The organism is Tardiphaga sp., from assembly GCF_025356345.1.
Classification (GTDB): domain Bacteria; phylum Pseudomonadota; class Alphaproteobacteria; order Rhizobiales; family Xanthobacteraceae; genus Tardiphaga.
Map to the genome: position 1 here is coordinate 14409 of NZ_JANXTC010000366.1, position 21783 is coordinate 36191.

General features: G+C 62.7%; 20 protein-coding genes and 1 pseudogene. 11 read left to right on the top strand and 10 right to left on the bottom strand.

Features of this window, described 5'->3' with window-relative positions; all coding sequences use genetic code 11:
* Positions 1–88: 88 nt before the first annotated feature.
* The 4 genes from Q0S16_RS22000 to Q0S16_RS22015 form a co-directional block, all read right to left on the bottom strand.
* Positions 89–1168 carry a BMP family ABC transporter substrate-binding protein gene (locus tag Q0S16_RS22000; protein ID WP_295853104.1) on the bottom strand — a complete coding sequence of 360 codons (1080 nt, stop codon included), beginning with the start codon at positions 1166–1168 and terminating at the stop codon, positions 89–91.
* 74 nt (positions 1169–1242) lie between these two features.
* Positions 1243–2160: an ABC transporter permease gene (locus Q0S16_RS22005; protein ID WP_295853108.1), complete on the bottom strand. Its 918-nt coding sequence runs from the start codon at positions 2158–2160 to the stop codon at positions 1243–1245.
* Entirely contained in the window at positions 2147–3238 is a 1092-nt protein-coding gene (locus Q0S16_RS22010) for an ABC transporter permease (protein WP_295853111.1), read from the bottom strand. The genes Q0S16_RS22005 and Q0S16_RS22010 overlap by 14 nt, the downstream gene beginning before the upstream one ends.
* Entirely contained in the window at positions 3222–4793 is a 1572-nt protein-coding gene (locus Q0S16_RS22015) for an ABC transporter ATP-binding protein (RefSeq protein WP_295853113.1), read from the bottom strand. The genes Q0S16_RS22010 and Q0S16_RS22015 overlap by 17 nt, the downstream gene beginning before the upstream one ends.
* A gap of 577 nt (positions 4794–5370) precedes the next feature.
* Here Q0S16_RS22015 and Q0S16_RS22020 point away from each other — a divergent pair.
* On the top strand, positions 5371–6432 hold the full coding sequence (locus Q0S16_RS22020; protein WP_295853115.1) for a hypothetical protein: 1062 nt from the start codon (positions 5371–5373) through the stop codon (positions 6430–6432).
* 90 nt (positions 6433–6522) lie between these two features.
* Here Q0S16_RS22020 and Q0S16_RS22025 read toward each other — a convergent pair whose 3' ends face one another.
* The gene (locus Q0S16_RS22025; RefSeq protein WP_295853117.1) at positions 6523–7029 is read right to left on the bottom strand and encodes a nucleoside deaminase; all 507 of its coding nucleotides are present in this window, start codon (positions 7027–7029) and stop codon (positions 6523–6525) included.
* Positions 7030–7156: 127 nt separating this feature from the next.
* On the opposite strand from Q0S16_RS22025, the gene Q0S16_RS22030 reads away from it, so the two are divergent.
* The 6 genes from Q0S16_RS22030 (at position 7157) to Q0S16_RS22055 (ending at position 14401) form a co-directional block, all read left to right on the top strand.
* Positions 7157–8416, top strand: coding sequence for an allantoate amidohydrolase (locus tag Q0S16_RS22030; protein ID WP_295853121.1), 1260 nt, complete (start codon positions 7157–7159; stop codon positions 8414–8416).
* Between the two features lie 135 nt (positions 8417–8551).
* Positions 8552–8959: a carboxymuconolactone decarboxylase family protein gene (locus tag Q0S16_RS22035; RefSeq protein ID WP_295853128.1), complete on the top strand. Its 408-nt coding sequence runs from the start codon at positions 8552–8554 to the stop codon at positions 8957–8959.
* Positions 8956–9855 carry an NAD(P)-dependent oxidoreductase gene (locus tag Q0S16_RS22040; protein WP_295853131.1) on the top strand — a complete coding sequence of 300 codons (900 nt, stop codon included), beginning with the start codon at positions 8956–8958 and terminating at the stop codon, positions 9853–9855. Before Q0S16_RS22035 ends, Q0S16_RS22040 begins: the two co-directional genes overlap by 4 nt.
* Positions 9852–10739 carry a dihydrodipicolinate synthase family protein gene (locus Q0S16_RS22045; RefSeq protein WP_295853136.1) on the top strand — a complete coding sequence of 296 codons (888 nt, stop codon included), beginning with the start codon at positions 9852–9854 and terminating at the stop codon, positions 10737–10739. Before Q0S16_RS22040 ends, Q0S16_RS22045 begins: the two co-directional genes overlap by 4 nt.
* Before the next feature lie 154 nt (positions 10740–10893).
* Complete coding sequence (locus Q0S16_RS22050) at positions 10894–13218, top strand: xanthine dehydrogenase family protein molybdopterin-binding subunit (RefSeq protein WP_295853138.1); 2325 nt, start codon at positions 10894–10896, stop codon at positions 13216–13218.
* Between the two features lie 118 nt (positions 13219–13336).
* The gene (locus Q0S16_RS22055; protein WP_295853143.1) at positions 13337–14401 is read left to right on the top strand and encodes an alcohol dehydrogenase; all 1065 of its coding nucleotides are present in this window, start codon (positions 13337–13339) and stop codon (positions 14399–14401) included.
* A gap of 121 nt (positions 14402–14522) precedes the next feature.
* Here Q0S16_RS22055 and Q0S16_RS22060 read toward each other — a convergent pair.
* From Q0S16_RS22060 to Q0S16_RS22070, 3 genes and pseudogenes are all read right to left on the bottom strand, one after another.
* Positions 14523–14741 (bottom strand): annotated as a pseudogene (locus Q0S16_RS22060) (cation:dicarboxylase symporter family transporter); the annotation flags it as partial.
* Between the two features lie 253 nt (positions 14742–14994).
* The gene (locus Q0S16_RS22065) at positions 14995–15366 is read right to left on the bottom strand and encodes a helix-turn-helix transcriptional regulator (RefSeq protein WP_295853147.1); all 372 of its coding nucleotides are present in this window, start codon (positions 15364–15366) and stop codon (positions 14995–14997) included.
* A gap of 52 nt (positions 15367–15418) precedes the next feature.
* A complete protein-coding gene (locus Q0S16_RS22070) occupies positions 15419–16456 on the bottom strand; it encodes a LysR family transcriptional regulator (protein WP_295853151.1) in 1038 nt (345 codons plus the stop codon).
* A gap of 63 nt (positions 16457–16519) precedes the next feature.
* Here Q0S16_RS22070 and Q0S16_RS26455 point away from each other — a divergent pair, with 63 nt between their 5' ends.
* Genes Q0S16_RS26455 through Q0S16_RS22085 form a run of 3 tightly spaced genes read left to right on the top strand, consistent with a single transcriptional unit; the run spans position 16520 to position 18610 of the window.
* Positions 16520–17770: a GNAT family N-acetyltransferase gene (locus Q0S16_RS26455; RefSeq protein ID WP_366517855.1), complete on the top strand. Its 1251-nt coding sequence runs from the start codon at positions 16520–16522 to the stop codon at positions 17768–17770.
* Positions 17767–18372, top strand: a complete 606-nt coding sequence (locus Q0S16_RS22080; RefSeq protein ID WP_295853153.1) for an isochorismatase family protein — start codon at positions 17767–17769, stop codon at positions 18370–18372. The genes Q0S16_RS26455 and Q0S16_RS22080 overlap by 4 nt, the downstream gene beginning before the upstream one ends.
* Positions 18365–18610 carry a hypothetical protein gene (locus Q0S16_RS22085; RefSeq protein WP_295853155.1) on the top strand — a complete coding sequence of 82 codons (246 nt, stop codon included), beginning with the start codon at positions 18365–18367 and terminating at the stop codon, positions 18608–18610. Before Q0S16_RS22080 ends, Q0S16_RS22085 begins: the two co-directional genes overlap by 8 nt.
* A gap of 13 nt (positions 18611–18623) precedes the next feature.
* Here Q0S16_RS22085 and Q0S16_RS22090 read toward each other — a convergent pair whose 3' ends face one another.
* Positions 18624–19874, bottom strand: a complete 1251-nt coding sequence (locus Q0S16_RS22090; protein ID WP_295853158.1) for a serine hydrolase domain-containing protein — start codon at positions 19872–19874, stop codon at positions 18624–18626.
* Between the two features lie 132 nt (positions 19875–20006).
* Between Q0S16_RS22090 and Q0S16_RS22095 the strand changes: the two genes are divergently transcribed.
* On the top strand, positions 20007–20918 hold the full coding sequence (locus tag Q0S16_RS22095; protein ID WP_295853159.1) for an intradiol ring-cleavage dioxygenase: 912 nt from the start codon (positions 20007–20009) through the stop codon (positions 20916–20918).
* 52 nt (positions 20919–20970) lie between these two features.
* Here Q0S16_RS22095 and Q0S16_RS22100 read toward each other — a convergent pair whose 3' ends face one another.
* Positions 20971–21489, bottom strand: coding sequence for a hypothetical protein (locus Q0S16_RS22100; protein WP_295853163.1), 519 nt, complete (start codon positions 21487–21489; stop codon positions 20971–20973).
* Positions 21490–21783 lie beyond the last annotated feature (294 nt).

Consider the following 21783-nt stretch of genomic DNA (forward strand, 5'->3'; position numbering starts at 1 on the left):
GCCTTCGGAGTGGGACATTACCCCTCACCCGTCCGCGCTGCGCGCGGCCCCCCTCTCCCACAGGGGGAGAGGGAAGAAAGCGCCGCCGTTACTTCCCCGGCACCTTGTCGTCGATGCCCTTGACGTAGAAATTCATGCCGAGCACCTGGCCGTCGGCGAGGTGGTCGCCGCCCTTGCATTCGACTTCCTTGCCGTCCTGGCCGAGCACCGGGCATTTGAACGGCTTGATGGTGCCGGCGATGATGCCAGCTTCTGTGTCCATCGCCAGTTTCTTCACGTCGTCGGGCATGTTGGTATAGGGCGCCATCACCACGATCTTTTCCTTCAGGCCGTCCCAGGTATCTTCCGACTTCCACGTGCCGTCGAGTTCGGCCTTGACGCGCTGGATGTAATACGGCGCCCAATTGTCCATGATCGAAGTGAGCTGGGTCTTGGGTCCGAACTTGATCATTTCGGAATCCTGGCCGAACGCCAGCTTGCCGCGCTCCGAGGTGATCTGCATCGGCGCCGGGCTGTCGGTGTGCTGCATGATGATGTCGGCGCCCTGGTCGAGCAGCGCCTTGGCGGCGTCGGCTTCCTTGCCCGGGTCGAACCAGGTGTTGGCCCAGATGATCTTGACCTTGATGTTCGGATTGACGGTCTGCGCGCCCAGAATGGTGGCGTTGATGCCGGAGATCACTTCCGGGATCGGGAACGAGCCGATATAGCCGAGCACGCCCGACTTCGACATCTTGCCGGCGATGATGCCCTGGATGTAGCGACCTTCATAGAACCGGCCGGAATAGGTCGAGACGTTCTTGTCGCGCTTGTAGCCGGTGGCGTGCTCGAAATGCACGTTGGGATATTTTTTCGCCACCTTCAGCGTCGGCTCCATGTAGCCGAACGAGGTGGTGAATATCAGCTTGTTGCCGGCGCGCGCCAGCTGTTCGATCGAGCGCTCGGAGTCCGGGCCTTCGCTGACGTTTTCGAGAAAGGTGGTCTCGACCTTGTCGCCGAATTCCTTGAGCATGGCGAGCCGGGCGAGGTCATGCTGATAGGTCCAGCCGAGATCGCCGATCGGGCCCAGATAGATAAATCCGACTTTCAGTTTGTCGGCAGCCTGGGCGCCGCTGACGTTGATCGCGGCGGTGAACAGCGCCGCCGTCGCCGCAAGAACAAGCTTTCTCATGCGTATCTCCAATGACCAAGGGGTTGCCTGTTGATCCCGCCGCCCGCGCGCCCCGTCGCGCGTGCCGCGGATTTCTATCGATCGGGAACGAACACCGTCCCCAACGCCGCGGGCGCGGTTGAACCACCGGTTCGCGCGCGCGAGATCACGACCAGCACGATGATGGTGGCCAGATAGGGCAGCGCCGACATCAGTTGCGACGGCACGCCGACGCCCCAGCCCTGCGCATGCAGCTGCAGGATGGTCACCGCGCCGAACAGATAGGCGCCGATCACCAGCCGCCCCGGCCGCCAGGATGCGAACACCACCAGCGCCAGTGCGATCCAGCCGCGGCCGGCCGTCATCCCGGGAATGAAGAACGGCGTATAGGCCAGCGGCAGATAGGCGCCGGCCAGACCCGCACAGCCGCCGCCGAACATTACCGCGTAAAGCCGGATGCGCAGCACGGGATAGCCCAGCGCATGGGCGGAGGCGTGGTTGTCGCCGGCGGCGCGCAGGATCAGCCCGGCGCGGGAGCGGTACAGGAACAGCCAGACCGCGATCACCAGCAGCAGCGACAGATAGACGAAGCCGTCCTCGCCGAACAGAATGCGGCCGATCAAGGGAATGTCGGTGAGGCCCGGGATGTTGAGATGCGCGGCCGGCGTGATGCGCTCGCCGACGAAGCCGGCGCCGATCAGGCCGGACAGGCCGATCCCGAGGATGGTCAGCGCGAGGCCGGTGGCGACCTGGTTGACCGCGAGGCCCAGCGTCATCAGCGCGAACACCAGCGACATAGCCACCCCGGCGGCAATGCCGCACAGCGCCCCGACGAAGACCGAGCCGCTGTAGAGCGCGCCGCCAAAGCCGCAGGCCGCGCCCATGATCATCATGCCCTCGACGCCGAGATTGAGCACGCCGGCGCGCTCGGTGATCAGCTCGCCGGTGGCGGCGATCAGCAGCGGCGTCGACGCCGCCAGCACCGCCAGGATGATGGCTTCAAGCAATTCCATCGGCGGCCTTTCGCTGCGCTGTGATCAGCCGGATGCGGTATAGGATCAGCGAGTCGCAGGCCAGCACGTAGAACAGCAGGATGCCCTGGAACACCTTGGTCATGTCGAGTGGGATCTTCATTGCGATCTGCGCCTGCTCGCCGCCGATGAACGTCAGCGCCAGAAAAAGCCCTGCAATTAATATTCCAACCGGGTTGAGCCTTCCGAGAAATGCAACGATGATCGCAGTGAAGCCGTAGCCTGGCGAAATGCCGGGTTGCAGATGGCCGATCGGACCGGCCACCTCGATAATTCCCGCAAGGCCGGCGAGCGCGCCGGAGATTGCAAATGTCAGCAGGATCAGCCGGTTCGACCGGAAGCCGCCGAACCGCGCGGCGCGCGGCGCGGCGCCGACGACGCGGATTTCAAATCCCTTGATGGTGCGGCCGAGCAGCACCGCGGCCGCGGCGACCACGACCAGCGTGATGACGACGCCGAGATGCAGTCGTCCGCCCTCGATGAGTAGCGGCACGGTGGCGACGGGATCGAACTCCGCCGTGGTCGGAAAGTTGAAGCCGGCCGGATCGCGCCACGGGCCGCGCACCAGATAGTCGAGAAACAGTTCAGCCACATAGACCAGCATCAGGCTGACGAGGATTTCGCTGGCGCCGAACCGCACCTTGCAGATCGCCGGGATCAGCGCATAGAGCGCGCCGGCGACGGCGCCCATCAATAGCATGGCGGGTAATACCCATACGCCGGCGTCGGTGCCCTGGGTCTTGACGGCCAGCCAACTGCCGGCCACGGCGCCGACCAGAAACTGACCCTCGGCGCCAATGTTCCAGACATTGGCGAGATAGCACATCGACAGGCCGATCGCGATCATCACCAGGGGCGCGGCCTTCACCGCGATCTCCTGCAGCGAATAGCTGTCGGTGAGCGGGGTAATAAAATACACCGCCAGCGCAGCGGCCGGGTTCTTGCCGAGCATCAGAAACAGGATGCTCATGGTGATAATAGTCAGGCCGATGGCGATGACAGGCGAGACCAGCGCGATGGCGGTCGATCGCTCGACGCGTTTTTCAAGTACCAGCTGCATCGAGCGGCTCCTTCGGCGTCAGGCTGCTGCCGCCCATCAACAGGCCGAGCGTTTCGCGGCTGGCGTCGGCGGTCGCCAGCGGCGCGGAGAGCTGGCCATGAAACATCACCGCGATGCGATCGGCGATCTCGGCGAGTTCGTCGAGATCCTGGCTGGTCACCAGAACGGCGCAGCCCTCGGCGGCGAGGTCGAGCAAAGCCTGGCGAATGACCGCGGCCGCGCCGGCATCGACGCCCCAGGTCGGCTGGCTGACGATCAGCACGACCGGCTTTCGCAGGATCTCGCGACCGACGATGAACTTCTGCAAATTGCCACCGGACAGCGACGCCGCTTCCGGGTCGCGCTTGGCCTTGCGGACGTCGAAGGCCTTGGTCGCGCGATCGACGGTCGACAGTGTCGCCGCGGTGTTGATGAAGCCGTGTTGCACCATGCCGGACGCGGCGTGGCCGGTCAGCAGCGCATTCTCCGATAGTCGCATCCGCGGCGCGGTGCCGTGGCCGAGCCGCTCTTCCGGCACGAAGGCCGCGCCGAGCTTGCGGCGCGCGGTGATCGACAGGTGACCGGCGGCGTGTCCGTCGATCACGATTGTGCCCGGGTCTTTCGACAGCCGCTCGCCGGACAAGGCGGCAAACAATTCGTCCTGACCGTTGCCGGCAACGCCCGCGATCCCTAGAATCTCGCCACCCTTCAACTCCAGCGAAATGTTCCGCAGATGCACGCCGTGTGGCTCATCCGGCGACAAATGGAGGTCGTTGACGAGCAGCCGCGGGATGGTCGTCTGGCGTCCGAGCACGGCTTTCACCTGCTTGATCTCGGCGCCGACCATCATCCGCGCCAGCGAGGCGGCGGTCTCGTCGCGCGGCACGCAGGTCGAGATCTTCTTGCCGCCGCGCAGGATGGTGGCAGTGTCGCAGAGTCGCTTCACCTCGTCGAGCTTGTGGCTGATGTAGAGGATCGAGCGGCCTTCCGACTTCAGTCGGCGCAGCACGACGAACAATTGGTCGGCCTCCTGCGGCGTCAGCACCGCGGTCGGCTCGTCGAGGATCAGGAATTTCGGATTCTGCATCAGCACGCGGACGATCTCGATGCGCTGCCGCTCGCCGACCGACAGCTGCCAGACCTCGCGCTTTGGATCGAGCGGCAGGCCGTAGACTCGCGAAACTTCCTCGAGTCGCGCCGACATGTCCTTAAAGGACTCCTTGCCGTCGAGGCCAAGGGCGACGTTTTCCGCCACCGTGAGATTGTCGAACAGCGAGAAGTGCTGGAACACCATGCCGATGCCGCGGGCGCGCGCATCATGCGGTCCGGACAGCACCATCTTATCATCCTGCCACCGCATCTCGCCGTCGCTGGGCTGAATCAGTCCGTAGATGGTTTTCACCAGCGTCGACTTGCCGGCGCCGTTCTCGCCCAGCAGCGCATGGATCTCGCGCGGCCAGATGTCGATGTCGATGGCATCGTTGGCGACGAAACTGCCGTAACGCTTGGTCAGACCCCGCGTCTGCAACAGCGGCGCCTGGCCGGCATGCGGGTCGATGGGGCTGGGGTCCGGCATTCGCTACCACGCGTGAGAGGAGGCTTCCTTGAAGTGTGTGCCGAACCAGGATGCAACGTAAATCTCGAAAAAGCGCCACAATTTGCCCAGTGATTTGGCAAGATTGCGAATGCCAGCGATTCTGGACACAACCTGTCCAAGGCTGATGTTTTTGCCGCGCCGTGAAGGCCGACGGTGCGGGTTTAAAGTCCGCATGGCGGCAAATGTGTTGCACAATTGTGACGGAGGGTTGGAAATCGCAGCGCCCGCCTTCTCACCTGCCGAGAACATGAGCAGCGCTTTGAGCCGCCTTGGCAAACGATCAATTGAAGCCGTAATGCGGCGAAATGGTGCGGCAGAACGTCGCAAAAAGTCCAGTCTTTACAAACCGTAACTTGCTCCAGGGGCCGACGATTTCGGTGTCATGGCACCCTCCGGTGGCGCGCGGGATTTCAACTGAAACCCGGAACATACTGGAGTTGTTGATGAAACATGATGCACCCTCTGGAAAAAGTTGAGGCTTCGCGCCATCCGGAATTGCGGCGAGGGTTGGAACAAGTTCGTTACCAATCATGTCAACCGGGTGGGGTATCAACAAATGGAATTCAACTATCGATCCATGTATCGATCCATGGCAGCCGCGACGATGTTGTCGCTTGCAACACTGGCGCCGATGGGCGCGGCCAGTGCCGCCGATCTGGCGCCGTTTCCGGTCAAGGCCAAGCCGATCGTCGACCTGCCGTTCTTTTTGCTGAACGACAACCGCGTCACCTTCGCCTACCAGTTCACCGCGACCCAGCCCGGCAGTGCCAGCAAGACGGCGAAGCAGGTCTATGCCTTTACCCATTTCGACATCTGGGCCTACGGCACCAACTTTTTCAACATCGATCTGTTGAAGTCCGACCATGCTGATCCGGCTGGTCCGTGCCTCGCCCCGGGCGGCCCGACGGGCTGCGCCGGCGCCACCGAAATCTACGGCCTTATCCGCAGCACCTTCGGTTTCAACGAAATCTTTAACACCAAGGCGTTCAGCTACGGCCCGCTGCGCAACGTGTCGTTCGTGATCGGCGCCGATGCCAACACGGAAGACCGCTATTTCGGCGCGGCCAAGCGAGACATCGTCACCGGTGTGCAGTTCGCGTTTGACCTGCCTTACAAGGGCTTCTTCAACGTCAATCCGCTGTACTACAAGGAAATCAACCACAACGCCTATTCGCAGTGCGGCCTGTTCGGACCCGGAGTCCCCGGCGTGACCTGTAATTCGGACGGCAATACCGAGTTCAAGGGCACCTGGGCGGTCGAAATGAATTACTACATGGACCTCGGCTTCCTGCCGCCGAGCCTGTCGTATTTTGCGATCAGTGGTCGCGCCGGCTTCTACGGCCCGAAGGGCAACGAAGCCAATCCGCTGGCCTTCAACGCCGTCACGAACACCAAGACCAAGACCGAGATCAACAGCGAGCCGATCCGTCTGACCTTTGACGCCAGCAAGGCCGTCTGGGGTCCGAAGTACACGCACAATGTCGATGTCTGGGTTGCGTACCGTTACTGGGAAAACAAGTTCGGCCTCGACCATAACGCCAGCGGTGCCTGCATTGGTGTCGTGGCTGGAGCTTGCACCGAGAAGTCATTGTACTCGGGTATCACCGTCAAGTTCTGATATAGACTGGCGACGGACGAAAAATGGCGCCGGGAGAGATCCACGGCGCCATTTCCTTGACTGCGCCAGCGGCCGGTGCGATTCTTCGGATCAATTCTTCTCTGCCCAGAAATTCTCGTGCAGCGCCGCGGCCTCGTCTTCTAGTATGGGGCCGACCACCTCGATACTCTTCTGGCCGCTCGCAAACACCGCGCGGCAGGGCATGTCCAGAGTCGGGTTTTCCGGATGATTGCCGGTGATCGCCTTCAGCCGGGCCTCGCCGAGGCCGAACACCACGCGGCCGATGCCGGTCCAGTAGATCGCGCCGGCGCACATCGCGCAGGGCTCCGCCGACGAATACAGCGTCGCCCGCTTGAGAATATCGGGGCTGAAGCGGGTCGCGGCCTCGGTGCAGAGCAGTCGCTCGGCATGGGCGGTGCCGTCATGCGATGGCATGAAGGCGTTGCCTGCCTCGAGCAACAGCCGGTGGTCCTGGTCGACCAGCACGGCGCCAAACGGATGATTGCCCTGCGCCACGGCGCGGCGGCCGGCGTCGAACGAGCGGCGCAGAAACAACGCGTCGCGCTCCGCGGCGGTCAACTTGGTTGGATCGTCCATGGCTGTCTGGTCTCCAGCTTGCCGGGATCGGCCGGATTCGCCAGAACCGGTCCGTCCAATTAGGATCGCGGCGCGATAGTGATCTCATGCCGCGACAATGCGTGGCGCAATAAAAAGCATGATTGCGATGGAAGCGAAAGTCACCGGGCTGGCTGGCCTGTTGTTCGGCGAACAGATCGCGGGGCGCATCGATGCGCTGGCGGCGATTACCGAAGCGCCTGGGCAGTTGACCCGGATATTCCTGACGCCGGAACATCGCGCGGGTGCCGAGATGATCATGGCCTGGATGCGGGAGGCCGAAATGGCGGCGCATCTCGATGCCATCGGCAATGTCTGCGGTCGCTATGAGGGCGAACGGCCCGGCCTGCCGTGCCTGATGCTGGGCTCGCATTATGATACCGTGCGCGATGCCGGTCGCTGGGACGGCCCGCTCGGCGTCATCACGGCCATTGCCTGCGTCGCCGATCTGCATGCGCGCGGCGTGCGCTTGCCATTCGCTATCGAGGTCACCGGTTTTGCCGACGAAGAGGGCGTGCGCTTCGCCTCCACGCTGCTCGGCAGTCGTGCCATCGCCGGCACCTTTGACGAAAGCGCGCTCGGCAGCAAGGACCGGCGGGGCGTAACGATGCGGCAGGCGATGCAGACCTTCGGGCTTGACCCCGACCATATCGGCGCCGCGGCGCGGGCGCCTGCCGAGGTGCTGGCCTATGTCGAGTTGCATATCGAGCAGGGCCCGGTGCTGGAAGCAAAGCACTTGCCGGTCGGTGTCGTCACCGCGATCGCCGGTGCGACCCGGCTGGCGGTCGAACTGCGCGGCATCGCGGGCCATGCCGGCACGGTGCCGATGGCGTTGCGCCGCGACGCGCTGGCGGGCGCGGCCGAATGTATCGTGGCGATCGAGGAATTCTGCGCCACCGATCGTGATGGTCTGGTCGGCACCGTCGGCTATATCAACGCGATGCCTGGCGCCACCAACGTCATTCCCGGCATGGTGTCTTTCACCATCGACATTCGCAGCCCGCGTGACCCGTTCCGCAAGCTGGCCGTCGCCGACATCGTCCGCCAGATCGAGGAGATCGTGAAGCGGCGTGGCCTGCAGCTGGACATCAACGTCACCCACGAGAACCGCACGGTGCCTTGCGCGCCATGGCTGCAACAGCAGATCGCCGCCGCCGTGATGGCGGAAGGCTGCCCGGTGTTCGAACTGCCGAGCGGCGCCGGCCATGACGGCATGGCGATGATCGATATCACCGATGTTGCGATGCTGTTCGTGCGCTGCCGCGGCGGCGTGAGCCATAATCCGGCCGAACATGTCGAGGCCCCAGATGCCGATATCGGCGCGCGGGTGCTGCTGCGCATGATCGAAAACTTCGCCCCGAAAGGCTGATGTCGCTCACCTCCCTTGCGCGTCGCCTTACTCAGGTTGTCGTTCGGCGGCTCTAAGGGTTGTTGACAAAACTCCACTGGATTCCGAAGGTTGAAGCAACGAGCTGAAACAAGACCACGAGTCGGGATGGAAGCCATGAGCGATAGCAAGATGTTCAAAGAAGGTCTCGAAGTCCGCCGTGACGTGTTGGGCAAGGATTATGTCGATGGCAGCATCGCCAAAGCCGATGATTTCATGATGGCGTTCCAGGACATCACCACCGAATGGTGTTGGGGCTATGCCTGGACCCGACCGGGCCTCGATCGCAAGACCCGCAGCATGCTGAATCTGGCGATGCTGACCGCGCTGAAGGCGCCCAACGAAATCAAGCTGCATGTCAAGGGGGCGCTGGCCAATGGCGTCACCGTGGATGAGATCAAGGAAATCCTGCTGCACGCCACCGTCTATTGCGGCATCCCTGCCGGCCTCGAGGCGTTCAAGGCCGCGCATGATGTGCTGAAGGCCGAAGGCGCGCTCGACAAGACCGCCGGTGCTGCCGAATGAACATTGTGAAGCGCGTCTGCTTTATTGGCATCGGCAATATGGGCTGGCCGATGGCCGCTCAGCTGCTGAAAGCGGGTTTTGAGGTTGCCGTCAGCGACGCGGTGGCAGGCCGTGCGATGGAATTCGTCGCGACCGTTGGAGGCACCGCCGCGACGGATTTGGCGGAGTCGGCACGGGAGGCAGATGTCATCATCACCATGCTGCCCACCTCGGCGCATGTGGCGACGGTGGTGGAGCAGATTCGTGGCAGTCTGCGAGCCGGACAGATTCTGATCGACATGAGTTCGGGCGCGCCGGCTGCGACGCAGAAGATCGCGAAAGATCTGGAATCGATTGGCGTGGTTGTGCTGGACGCACCGGTGTCTGGCGGCGTTTCACGAGCAATCACCGGCGAACTGGCGATCATGAGCGGCGGCGAGGCGGCGGCGCTGGATCGTGTCGAGGCCGTGCTGCGGGCAATGGGCACGACCATTCATCGCATCGGACCGGTCGGCGCGGGGCAGGCGATGAAGGCGCTCAACAATCTGGTATCCGCCGGCGGATTCTTGATCGCCGTCGAAGCGCTGGTGATCGGCCAGCAGTTCGGGCTCGATCCGGCTGTCATGACCGACGTGCTCAATGCCTCCACCGGCATGAACAACAGCACGCAGAAGAAGCTCAAACAGTTTGTTCTGTCGCGCAAATTCGACAGTGGCTTCGGACTCGACCTGATGGTCAAGGATCTCTCGATCGCGCTCGAGGTTGGCCGTGACCATGCCGCGCCGACCCCGTTCGCGGCGCTGTGCCGCGAGATGTGGGCCAGCGCCGGAACGATGCTTGGCAAGGGCGAGGATCACACCGCCATCGCCAGGCTCAGCGAGCAGCTCGCTGGCGTGACGCTGGCAGAGAAAAAGTGATCCCGCACGCAGGCGGTTTTCACGGCGTGTTTCCCTATCCGGTGTCGCCGGTCGATAGCGACGGCCGGATTCGCACCGACGTGCTGGGTCGGCTGTGCGATCATCTGGTGGCGTCGGGCGTGCATGGACTGGCGCCGCTCGGTTCAACCGGCGAATTTGCCTATCTGAACCGCGAGCAACGGCGGACCGTGGTGCTCACCACTATCGAGGCGGTCGCAGGGCGTGTGCTGGTGGTGGCTGGCGTGGCCTCGACCTCGACGGTCGACGCCGTGGCGCAGGCCATGTCTTATCAGAAGGCCGGCGCCGATGGCATTCTGGCGATCATGAAGGCGTATTTCCCGCTCAAAGACGCGCAGGTCGAGTCGTATTTTCGTGCCATCGCCGATGCCGTCGACATTCCGGTGGTGATCTACTCCAACCCGCAGTTCCAGCGGGCCGACCTTGCGATCGACGTGGTGGCCCGGCTCGCGCAGCATCCGCGGATTCAGTATATCAAGGATGCCTCCACCAATACCGGCCGCCTGCTGTCGATCATCAACCGCTGCGGTGCCGACCTGAAGGTGTTCTCGGCTTCGGCGCACATCCCGGCGGCGGTGATGCTGGTCGGCGGCGTTGGCTGGATGTCGGGATCAGCCTGTGTGGTGCCGCGACAGAGCGTCGAACTGTACAATCTGTGCCGCTCGCAGCGTTGGGACGAAGCGATGGCGCTGCAGCGCCGGATGTGGCAGCTCAACGAAGCGTTTACCCGCTACAACCTCGCCGCCTGCATCAACACCGGACTGGCGATCCAGGGCTATGAGGTCGGTGATCCCCTCTCGCCGCAGGCGGCTCTTACTTCGAACGAACGCGAGGTGATCGAGGTGTTGCTGAGCGACATGGCGTGACCTCGATACGGCGTATCCCGTGGGTCAAGAACCGGTCTCAACCTTCCATGCCATCCGGCTTTTCTGCATTGTCCGTGGTGCTGTTGGCTGCTGCCGCGGTTATGGGGTAGAACCGGTTCAATCACGCTCGATCTCCGCGCCATAGGATCCTTTCATGAACATTTTGCCCGGCAACATGCGCTTTGGCGCGGGTCTCTCGCCCAAGCGCCTCGAGGACCAGCGACTTCTGACCGGGCAGGGTCTCTTCATCGACGACAAGCCGGAAGACGGCGCATTGTGGCTCTATGTGCTGCGCTCGCCGCATGCGCATGCCCGAATCGTCTCGATGGACATAACGGCCGCGCGGGCGATGCCGGGCGTCGAGGCAATCTACTCCGGCGCCGATCTGGTCGCCGACGATGTCGGCACGCTGCCGACGCTCCCGATCTTCAAGCGGCCGGACGGCTCGGCGGCGACCTTTCCGCCGCGTCGGCTGCTGGCCCACGAGATCGTGCGCTACGCCGGCGAGTCGGTAGCGGCCATCGTCGCCAATTCGCGGAGCGCGGCGCAACTCGCCGCCGAGGCGATCGAGATTATCTATGATGTTATGCCGGCGGTGGTGGATCTCGCCGCGGCAATGCAGCCTGGGGCACCGGTGGTGTGGCCGGCCGCGCCGGACAATATCGTGGCGGCTACCAGCTATGGCGATGCCGACAAGGTGGAAGCCGCCTTCGCCGCCGCCAAGCATGTCGTCTCGCTCGACCTTGTCAGTCAGCGCCTGATGCCGTCGGCGCTGGAGCCGCGCAGCACCATCGCCGAGGTCGACCCGAAATCCGGCCGTCTGACGCTGCATGTGCAGTCGCAGACGCCGGCCTCGACCCGCGATATTCTGGCCGACGCGATCCTGAAGCGTCCGAAGGACAGCATCCGCGTGGTGGTCGGCGATATCGGCGGCGGTTTCGGCCAGAAAACCAGCCTGTATCCCGAAGATGGCATCGTCGCCTATGCCGCCGTCAAGCTCGGTCGCAAGATCCGCTGGCGCGGCGACCGCACCGACGATTTTGTAGGCGGCACCCATGGCCGTGACCTGTCCTCGACCGCCGAAATCGCGCTCGACGCCAGCGGCCGCGTCCAGGCCTATCGGGTGAAGTCGATCGGCGGTACCGGCGCCTACATGTCCGGTACCGGCGTGATCATTCCGCTGGTGCTCGGCCCGTTCGTGCAGACCAGTGTCTACGACCTGCAACTGGTGCATTACGAGATCAAGGCGGTGATGACCCATACCGCGCCGGTCGGCGCCTATCGGGGGGCGGGGCGGCCGGAGGCTGTATTCATCATCGAGCGACTGATGGACGCCGCTGCGCGCCAGATCGGCATGGACCCGCGCGCGATCCGCAAGGTCAATTACATCAAGCCGACGCAGTTTCCCTACAAGAACGCCGTCGGCCAGACCTATGACAGCGGTGCCTTTGCGCACATGCTCGACCGCGCTTCTGAACTGTCGGACTGGGACGGCTTCGCGGCGCGCAAGAAGGCCGCCAACAAGAAGGGGCTGCTCTACGGCCGCGGCCTGACCAGCTATATCGAATGGACCGGCGGTCCGGGAACGACCGAGAAAGTCAGCCTGCATGCGACCGCCGAAGGTCGCGTCATCCTGCATTCCGGCACCCAGGCGATGGGGCAGGGACTGCAGACCGCCTATTCGCAGCTGGTCGCGGAATCGCTGGGTATCGGCATCGACAGGATCGACGTGATCCAGGGCGATACCGACGTCATCGTCGGGATGGGTAGCGTCGGCTCGCGCTCGCTGTTCGTCGGCGGCACCGCGGCCGTGGTCTCTGCGGTCGACCTGATCGCCAAGGCGCGCGACAAGGCCGCCAACATGCTGGAAGCCTCCGTCGAGGACATCGAATATTCCGGCGGCTTCCTCACCGTCGTGGGCACCGACAAGCGCGTCGGCCTGTTCGAAATCGCCAGGGCGGAAAAGGATGCGCGGCTCAGCGTCGATTCCACCGGCGTCGCCGACGGTCCGACCTGGCCGAACGGAACGCATATCTGCGAAGTCGAGATCGATCCCGAGACTGGCATCACCAATGTGGTGAAGTACACCACCGTGGATGATGTCGGCGTCGCGGTGAACCCGGTGCTGGTCACTGGCCAGGTGCATGGCGGCGTGGTGCAGGGCATTGGTCAGGCGCTGTATGAAGGCGTGCATTACGACGAGGAGGGCCAGTTGCTCACCGCCAGCTATCAGGACTATTGCATCCCGCGCGCGGGCGATTTGCCGTCGCTGTTCGTCACCCTCGACGGCTCCGCGCCCTGCGTCACCAACCCGCTCGGCGCCAAGGGCTGCGGCGAGTCCGGCGCGATCGGCGGTCCGCCCTGCATCGTCAACGGCGTCATGGACGCGCTGAGCTCGCTCGGCATCACCCAGCTCAACACGCCGCTGTCACCGCTAAAAGTCTGGAACGCGATCCAGGGCGCCGGCGCGCCGGCATAACAATCCGGAGGGTGGGTTGAGCTGTTGCGAAACCCACCAGCGGCCTCGATGGGTTTGGCAAAAGCTCAATCCATCCTACGAATCCAACAAGCAAAAACAAATAACCGGAGAAGACGCCATGAAGAGCTTCAAGGTCGCCGAATTCAACGAGCCGCTGCGGGAAGTCGACGTGCAGACGCCGCGGCCGACCGGCACGCAGGTGCTGATCCGGGTCAAGGCCGCCGGCGTTTGCCACAGCGACCTGCACATCTGGGAGGGCGGCTACGATCTCGGCCACGGCCGCAAGCGGCTGTCGCTGAAGGAACGTGGCATCAATTTGCCGATGACGATGGGCCATGAGACGGTCGGTGAAGTGCTGGCCTTCGGCCCGGACGCGCCCATGGAGCCGGGTGGCGTCAAGATCGGCGATATCGCGCTGGCCTATCCGTGGATCGGCTGCGGCAAATGCGCCGCCTGTCTCTCCGGTGAAGAGAACATGTGCCTGAAGTCCAATTGCCTCGGTGTGCATTGCGACGGCGGCTACGCCGATCACATGCTGGTGCCGCACCCGCGCTATTTGCTTGATCTCAAGGGCCTCGATCCCGTCACCGCCGCGCCCTATGCCTGCTCTGGTGTTACCACCTTCAGCGCGCTGAAGAAGGTCGAGAAGGATTTCGCCAATCCGATCGTGATCTTCGGCGCTGGCGGCTTGGGTCTGATGGCGCTGACCTTGCTGAAGGCGATGGGCGGCAAGGGCGCCATTGTCGTCGACATCGATGCCCGCAAGCGCGAGGCGGCCATCAAGGCTGGCGCGCTCGGCGCCGTTGACGGCGCCGCGCCCGATGCGCTGGAGCAACTGGCGAAGCTCGCCGGCGGACCGATCTTGTCGGTGATCGATCTGGTCGGCAATACCGCGACCACGCAGCTCGCTTTCGACTGCCTGTCGAAGGGCGGCAAGCTGGTGATCGTCGGCCTGTTCGGCGGCGGAGCGACCTGGGCGCTGCCGCTGATCGCCATGAAGGCATTGACGATCCAGGGCAGCTACGTCGGTAATCTCGGCGAGACCAAGGAATTGCTGGAACTGGTGCGCACCAAGAACGTCGCGCCGATCCCGGTGATCCCGATGCCGCTGGCCCGCGCCAATACGGCGCTGAACGAACTCAGGGAAGGCAAGCTGGTCGGCCGCGCGGTACTGACGCCGTAAGGTCATTTTTCGTGCCCCGGACGCGATGCGGAGCGAAGCGCGGCTTCGCTGAGCCGGCCGCGATGGGCGACAGCGTTTGATGTGGTCCGGATCTGCGGAGCGGCATAAGGATGCCGCGCCGCGTCCGGGTGGCTTGGGCCATGAACACCACGGCGAGCGTGAGGTGGATCGAGAAGGCGCCGGGGTTGCGCGAGTAGCCGGTGGGGATCATCAGCCCGGCCACCGAATCCTTGACGCCGAGGCGCTCCAGCCTGCGCATGATCTGTGCCGACATCACACCCGACGAGGTGGTCGCCAGCACGATGGTCAGCTCCGCGCGGAGGTAGGTGAGAAACTTGATGCGCGGCAGCAGAGCGACCAGCACCTGCGCGGACAGTGAATGATAGACCGGCTTGCGGTCAGCATCAGCGTTGATCCTGGCTGTGCCCATAGCGCTCCCCTTGAATTTAGGGAAATCGCAGCCACCAACGTGCCAGACGCATTTCACAGACGTGAAATACCACGCCCTCGCGGGCGACAGGACAATTCTCATTGGATGAGAGAGGTGATCCGCCGCCAGGCGACCGGGTCGCTCCGGTGCCTGAGGACGACGATTACTTGTCCTCGTCGGCGATCGCTTCCATCAGCACGACCATCTGTCGCTGCACGGTCTGGCTTTTGATGCGGCTATAGGCCCGGAGCAGCCGCAGACTGAACGCGCTGTCGAGAAACAGCAGGCTTTCGACTTCGCGGGTCTTGCCGTCGCCGTCGTAGAAAAAGGTGACCGGCACGTCGAGCGCGGTCGCGATCTGCTGAAGGCGCGCGGCGCCGACACGATTGACGCCCTTTTCGTACTTCTGTACCTGCTGGAAGCTGACGCCCAGTTGTTCGCCCAGATCCGCCTGCGAGATCTTCTGCTCAACACGACGAAGACGGATTCTCTTGCCCATCTCGATGTCGGGTTTGCCGGCGCTACGTTGCTTCATTCGTCACCATTTAGTTTGTTGATTCGGAAAATTATATTTGTTGTTGGAGCCGTCAGCTCGTAAAACCTTCGAACTGATTGATCAATGGCTCACCTTTATACACAGCCTTCAAATCGTTTGGATGTACGAAATCATCCCTGAACCAGGGAAATTTATTGGGGTTAAAAGCTTCAATAATCCAATCAATCATACAGCGGATTCGCGGTATCCTGTTGCTGTCCGGGTGATAGGAGAGCCAGATATCAAAGGGACGACGCAAATCAATATCCAACGGTACTATTTTCGAACTTAAAGCGAAAGCGTATGTCGGCAGTAATCCAATGCCAGCTCCTTTTGCCACAGCCCAGTAGTTGGCGCTGCTGACATTGGTTCGCATCACCACCAGATCCTGCTGCGGTATGCCGGGAAACCAGCTTTCGAAGATTTCCTTGGCGCCGGTCTGTTCGGCGAACTGCATCACGATCCTGTGCTTTAGCAGTTGTTGATACGTGTGGGGCGCACCGAAGGTTTCAATGTATTTCTCGCTGGCAAAGAACATCACGTGCATGCGACCAAGCTTGACCACCTTCATGTCCAATGATGTCGGCCGTGACAGCTGGATCGAGATATCCGCCTCGTGCCGCTGCACGTCGGCGGACTTCATCGCGCAGTTCAGGTCGACCAGAAGGTTTGGATAGGCCTGCTGAAATTCAACCAGTCGCGGTGCCAGCCAGAAGGTACCGAGTCCTTCGGTAACCGCTACGCGGACTTCGCCCGTCAACGTCTGCGTTACCGAGCCGCGGGCCCGCAGCAGGTCGAACGAGGCGGCCTCCATCCGCTCCACCGCCGAGACCACCAGCGCGCCTTCATCGGTCAGCCGCGTGCCATGCACATCACGCGTAAACAGCGTGGCGCCGATCTGCCGTTCGAAATCGTCGATCCGCCGGCGTACCAGATTGATCGATTGGCCAATCCGCTCGGCGGCCGACCGGAAACTGCCACTTCGTACCACTTCCAGAAAAATACGCGCGGCGTCCCAGTCCGTCAGACGCTGAAGACTACCAGCCAAGTGTTCTTGCCGAGGAACACCCCTTTCCGCCAACTGACGCATACATTGGCCCTCCTGCTATTTTAACTTGTCAGAATACCGCTCACTTCACAACGTGGGGTCGCAATGACGGCACATTATCCGATCATCACCGGCGCGACGCCGACCTATCCGCCGGCGGTACATCCGGCGAAGCATCCGCTTCCAGCCGACAATCTGGAGGTCTTCGCCGGTACCGTGGTGGTGTTTACCCTCGCTGCCGATGCCCTCGGCCCGTTGCTCAAGGCCGCCGAGCACGATCTTCCCGGACTGGCCTCGCAACAGACGGTGAGACGGGTGATGGCGCATAATCCCGACTCGGTCTGGGGGATCGCCCGGCGCGACTCATTTGCGGAGCCCGCTCCGACGCCGCGGGGCTTCGTAGGGTTTCTGATGCTCAACGCCGAGGGGGTCCGGCGGCTGGTCGGAGGCCGGTTTGACGCCAGCGACCCGGATTCGGCGCTGCTGTGTCGGCAGAACGAGAGGCCCGCCGGCATCTATCTGTGGGCGATGTGGGCCCGCGACGGACTGGTGGCGGGGGTCCCGCTGGCATTCGAGAAGATGTTCACGCCGCTCTATGGCGACGCCGATCTTTACGCCCGCGCCGTCACCCAGGACGGCAAGCGGTTGCTGGAAACCATGGGGTTTGAACCGGGTGCGGCCTTTGAAAATCTGAGCCATCCCGGCCTGCACAGCCTGTCGCGATCCGGCGCTCACGCCGATGCGCCGCTGTATGATCGCTATCACGGCAAGAACCCGGATCGTGCGATCGCCGTGACGGTCGTGCGCTCGATGGAAGACATGATGCGGGTGATAGCGATCCGCAGCGCCGTCTATATCGGCGAGCAGGAATGTCCTTATCTCGAGGAGTTCGACGGCAATGATTTCAGTTCGACGCATCTGCTTGGCTACATCGGCAACGAGCCGGCCGGCTGTCTGCGGATTCGCTATTTCGCCGATTTTGCCAAGATCGAGCGGCTCGCCGTCCGCAAGGAGTTTCGCAAACAGCGGATTTCGCCACAGCTGGTCGAGGCGGCGATCGAGCTGTGCCACGCCAAGGGCTACCAGCGGATCTATGGTCATGCGCAAAAACGTCTGGTGAAATTCTGGTCGCAGTTCGGCTTCAGCACCTTCGAAGGCGGTCAGGAACTGGTATTCTCGGATTTCGACTATGTCGAGATGCAGATGAACACCGAACGGCGCCCCAACGCCATCTCCATCGGTGTCGATCCCTATCTGATCATCCGGCCGGAAGGCCAGTGGCACCGTCCGGGCATACTCGACAAGTCGCGCACGCGACCGGTGACAAGGCCCTCGATCCAGAGGGGGGCCGCATGAGCTCCGTCGTCAGCCTGCGCAACTTCGTCAATTCGTCGAGCGTTCCCATTGTCGTGTTTGTCGATGTGCAAAAGGAATATCAGGCCAAGCCGCGTATGCTCGCGATTCCCGAAATCGACGAGGCGCTGGAAAATTGCCGCCGTGTGCTCGAGCATTGTCGCAGCATTGGCCTGCCGATTGCGTTCGTGCGCTTTCTCGACGATTCCGCCTTCTTCAACAGGGCGACCGCGTTTGCAAGGTGGATCGATGGTTTCGAGCCGCAGCGTAACGAGATGATATTCGAGCGCAGCAGCCCGTCCTGCTATGCGTGCGAACCCTTCACGTCGCTAATCAACCAGTGCCGCGGTGGCTTCGTCCTCGCCGGCTTCGCCGGAGAGTCCGCATGTCTGTCGACTCTGATCGACGCCTATCACCGTAACCACAAGGCAGTGTTCCTGCATGATGCCTCGGCGAGTCACGCGCTCGATGACGTTTCCGCGGTGGATGTGCATCGTACCGTGACGAAGATATCCGGAATTTATGGAGAGGTTTATGAAACCAGCGAATGGATCGCCGCGACTCTACCTCGCAAGCTCGGGAACGGGAAAAAAGCCGGTGGTTAGCTCTGCCATGCGTCTGCGGTCGGTGATGCTGCGTCTTGAGGAATGCAAGATGCTTCTGTCGGAGCCGGCTGATCGCGACACCGCGCAACTGGTGGCGATGGCTGTGCTGCAATTGCAAATGCGCATTCATCACATCGGCGACGCCGAGCTGAGGGCGCTGTGTGATGCGATGACGCCGGGGGCCGAAAAGGCCGTGTCGGATGGCGTTTCCAAGGCCTCGGGCGATCGCGGCCTGTAAGCCGGCCCGCGGCTCAGAGGTTGCTCTCTGTGATGGCCGAATAGACCATCGTCCGCAGCTCGCGCCGCACCGGATAGGCGCTGGACGGCAGCAACTGAGTCATGAAGATCGCGATCAGCTGTTCCGTCGGATCGATCCAGAACGATGTCGTCGCGGCCCCACCCCAGGCATATTCGCCGGCGCTCCCCGGGATCATGGTTTGCGCCGGGTCAATCGTCACCGAGAAGCCGAGGCCGAAGCCGACGCCTGCATAGGTCGCCTCGGAGAACAGTGACTTCGATAGCTGGGTGAGGTCGCGGCCGCCGGGCAGGTGGTTGCTGGTCATCAGCGCCAGGGTCTTCGGGCCGAGCAACCTGACGCCACCGAATTCGCCGCCATTCAGCAGCGCGCGACAGAACAGCAGATAGTCCGCGGCCGTCGAACACAGGCCGCCGCCGCCCGAAACCAGCGACGGCGGTGACAGAAAGGAACTGGTAGTGGGATCGTCCTGCAGGATCATGCCGCCCTTGCCGTCGGCGGCGTAGCAGGCGGCCAGGCGATGCGCCTTGGCGGCGGGTACGAAAAATCCGGTATCGACCATCCCCAACGGATCGAAAATACGCCGTTGCAAAAACTGCTCGAACGCCATGCCACTGATCTTTTCGACGAGATAGCCCACCACATCGGTCGATACCGAATAATTCCAGGCGTCGCCGGGTGAGAATTCCAGCGGAATTCGCCCGAGATCGTAAATCATCGATTGTAGCGTGCCGGCCTTTTCGATCTCGCCGATCTTCTGCGCGCGATAGGCGGCATCGACATTGGTGCGCTGCTGGAAACCGTAGGTAAGGCCCGAGGTGTGGCGCAGCAGGTCGATGATCAGCATCGGCCGCGCCGGCGGCCGCGTCATGAAGGGCGGCGTGATGCCTGCCTGGAATACGCCGAGATCCTTCCATTCGGGAATATATTTGTGCACGGGCTCATCGAGCGCGACGAGGCCTTGCTCGACCAGCATCATGAACGCGACGGAGGTGATCGGCTTCGTCATTGAATAGATGCGGAAGATGGTGTCGTCCTTGATGGCGATCTGGCGCTCGACATCGGCAAGGCCCTGCACCGCCCGGTGCACGATCTGGCCGCGGCGATAGATCAGCAGCTGGGTGCCCGGAAACCGGCCGGCGTCGATGTAATTCTGCTTCAGATGCGCATCGATGCGGGCGAGCGCCGCGCCGGACATGCCGGCGGCTTCGGGAGAGGCTAAGGGCATCGGGCTGTTAACATGCATCGCAACGTCACTCCGAGGTGGGCCGGAATCGTCCGGCCAGGCCGCTCCGATCGCGACCTTACGATCTTACTCCAGGAAATGGCTTGGTGTATCGTGCCGGCGAAATCAAGAAAAGCTAGGCAGGACTCCCTCATGACCCAGTTCAACGATACCGAGCTTACCGCCGCGGTGATCGACAGTTTTGCCAAAACTCCTGATCCGCGCGCAAAATTCCTGCTGCGGGAACTGGTCAAATCGCTGCACGATTACGTTCGCAAGACGGACCTGACCTTTGATGAATGGCTGTATGCGATCGATTTCCTGACCCGCACGGGGCAGAAATGCAGCCCGATCCGCCAGGAATTCATCCTGCTGTCCGACGTGCTCGGCGTCTCCATGCTGGTGGATGCGGTGAACCACCGCGAACGCGACGGCGCCACCGAAACCACCGTACTGGGTCCGTTTTATGTCGGCGAGCATGCGCCGATGCCGTCAGGTGCCGACATATCGCCCGGGCTGCAAGGCGAGCGGATGTTCGTGCAAAGCCGGGTCACCGATCTGGCCGGCCAGCCGCTGGCGGGTGTGACGGTGGATATCTGGCATGCCGATGATGATGGCTTTTACGATTCACAGAAGGAGGCCTATGCGACCGAGGGACCGTCGTCGCGGGCGCGCTTCATCACCGATGCCGATGGCCGGCTGTATTTCCGCACCATACTTCCCTGCAGCTACCCGATCCCCACCGACGGCCCGGTCGGCGAGATGATCCTGCAGACCGGCCGTCACCCGATGCGACCGGCGCATGTGCATTTTCTGGTCGATGCCCCAGGCTACGAGCCGCTGGTGACGCATGTCTTTATGGGTGGAGACAAATATCTGGATTCGGACGTGGTGTTCGGAGTCAAGGACGAGCTGATCGCGACCATCGAGGCGCGCAATGATGGCGCGATGCCCGACGGGCAGCCCAGCAACGGCCCGTGGCATCTGCTGACCTATAATTTCCGTATGAAGCCGGGGCAGGGCACCGCGCCGCAGCCGATGATGCCGGAGAATAAGGAAGCGTGAGCAGCTCGCCGCCGCCTGCCTGGCGCGGCGAGGTGACGCAAGCACGCGGCTGCTAGGCCCCGTCGCTCCAGTCGCGCTGCCCGAGGTCGGCCATCGTCTCGAGAAAGAACTGCTCGAACATGAACGGCGTCGTGGCAGCCGGTTCGCCGGCATGGAAGGCGAGGTGCTGCAGGGAGCGTCCGAGGCTCCCGACGTGCCCGGCAAAGATGTCGATGCCGTCGCGCGTGCGGCTGCCGACCACGGCGCGCAGGCTGCGTTTGGTGGTCTTGAGCAGGCCGTGAATGAGCTCGATCTGTCTGCCGAGCGCATCGAGGTCGACCTCGCTGACGCCCGCATGCGACACAACGGCCGCGGCAAGCGCGTTCTTGTCCTGTACCGCGGCGCTCACCGCTTCGAGCTTTTGACCGAAGTCATCGAAATGGGCGAGCGCGGCGCTGCTGTTGGCCTGCAGGTCGCCGTCGGTCTCTGACAGGATCGCCGCAGCTGAAACGGCAATGGCTGCCTTCAGCGTCGTCGCCGAACGGCGTAATGCCGCCAGCGCCAGTTCGGTATTGATCCGGATTGTTGCCATGCCTGACGCCTGCTCGGTTTCGCCTGAGCCATCGCCAGGATGGCCGCTGGTAGCGTTTTTTGGCCGTCGCTGACACCCCCGATCGAAGGGGCGGTTTCGAGTGCGGCGCACAAAAAATGAGCGTGACGCAAGTTTTGGATGCGCCGAAAGGCGCCGACGGAATCCGGCGATGCCGGCTTAATCTGTTGTAAACACTCAAGGTCCGACTTTCCTTGGGCTTGGCACGAACCTTGAATGGTTAGGGCTGACGCCATTGAAGCCGTCACCATCCACCAACAGCCAGCACTGCCATCA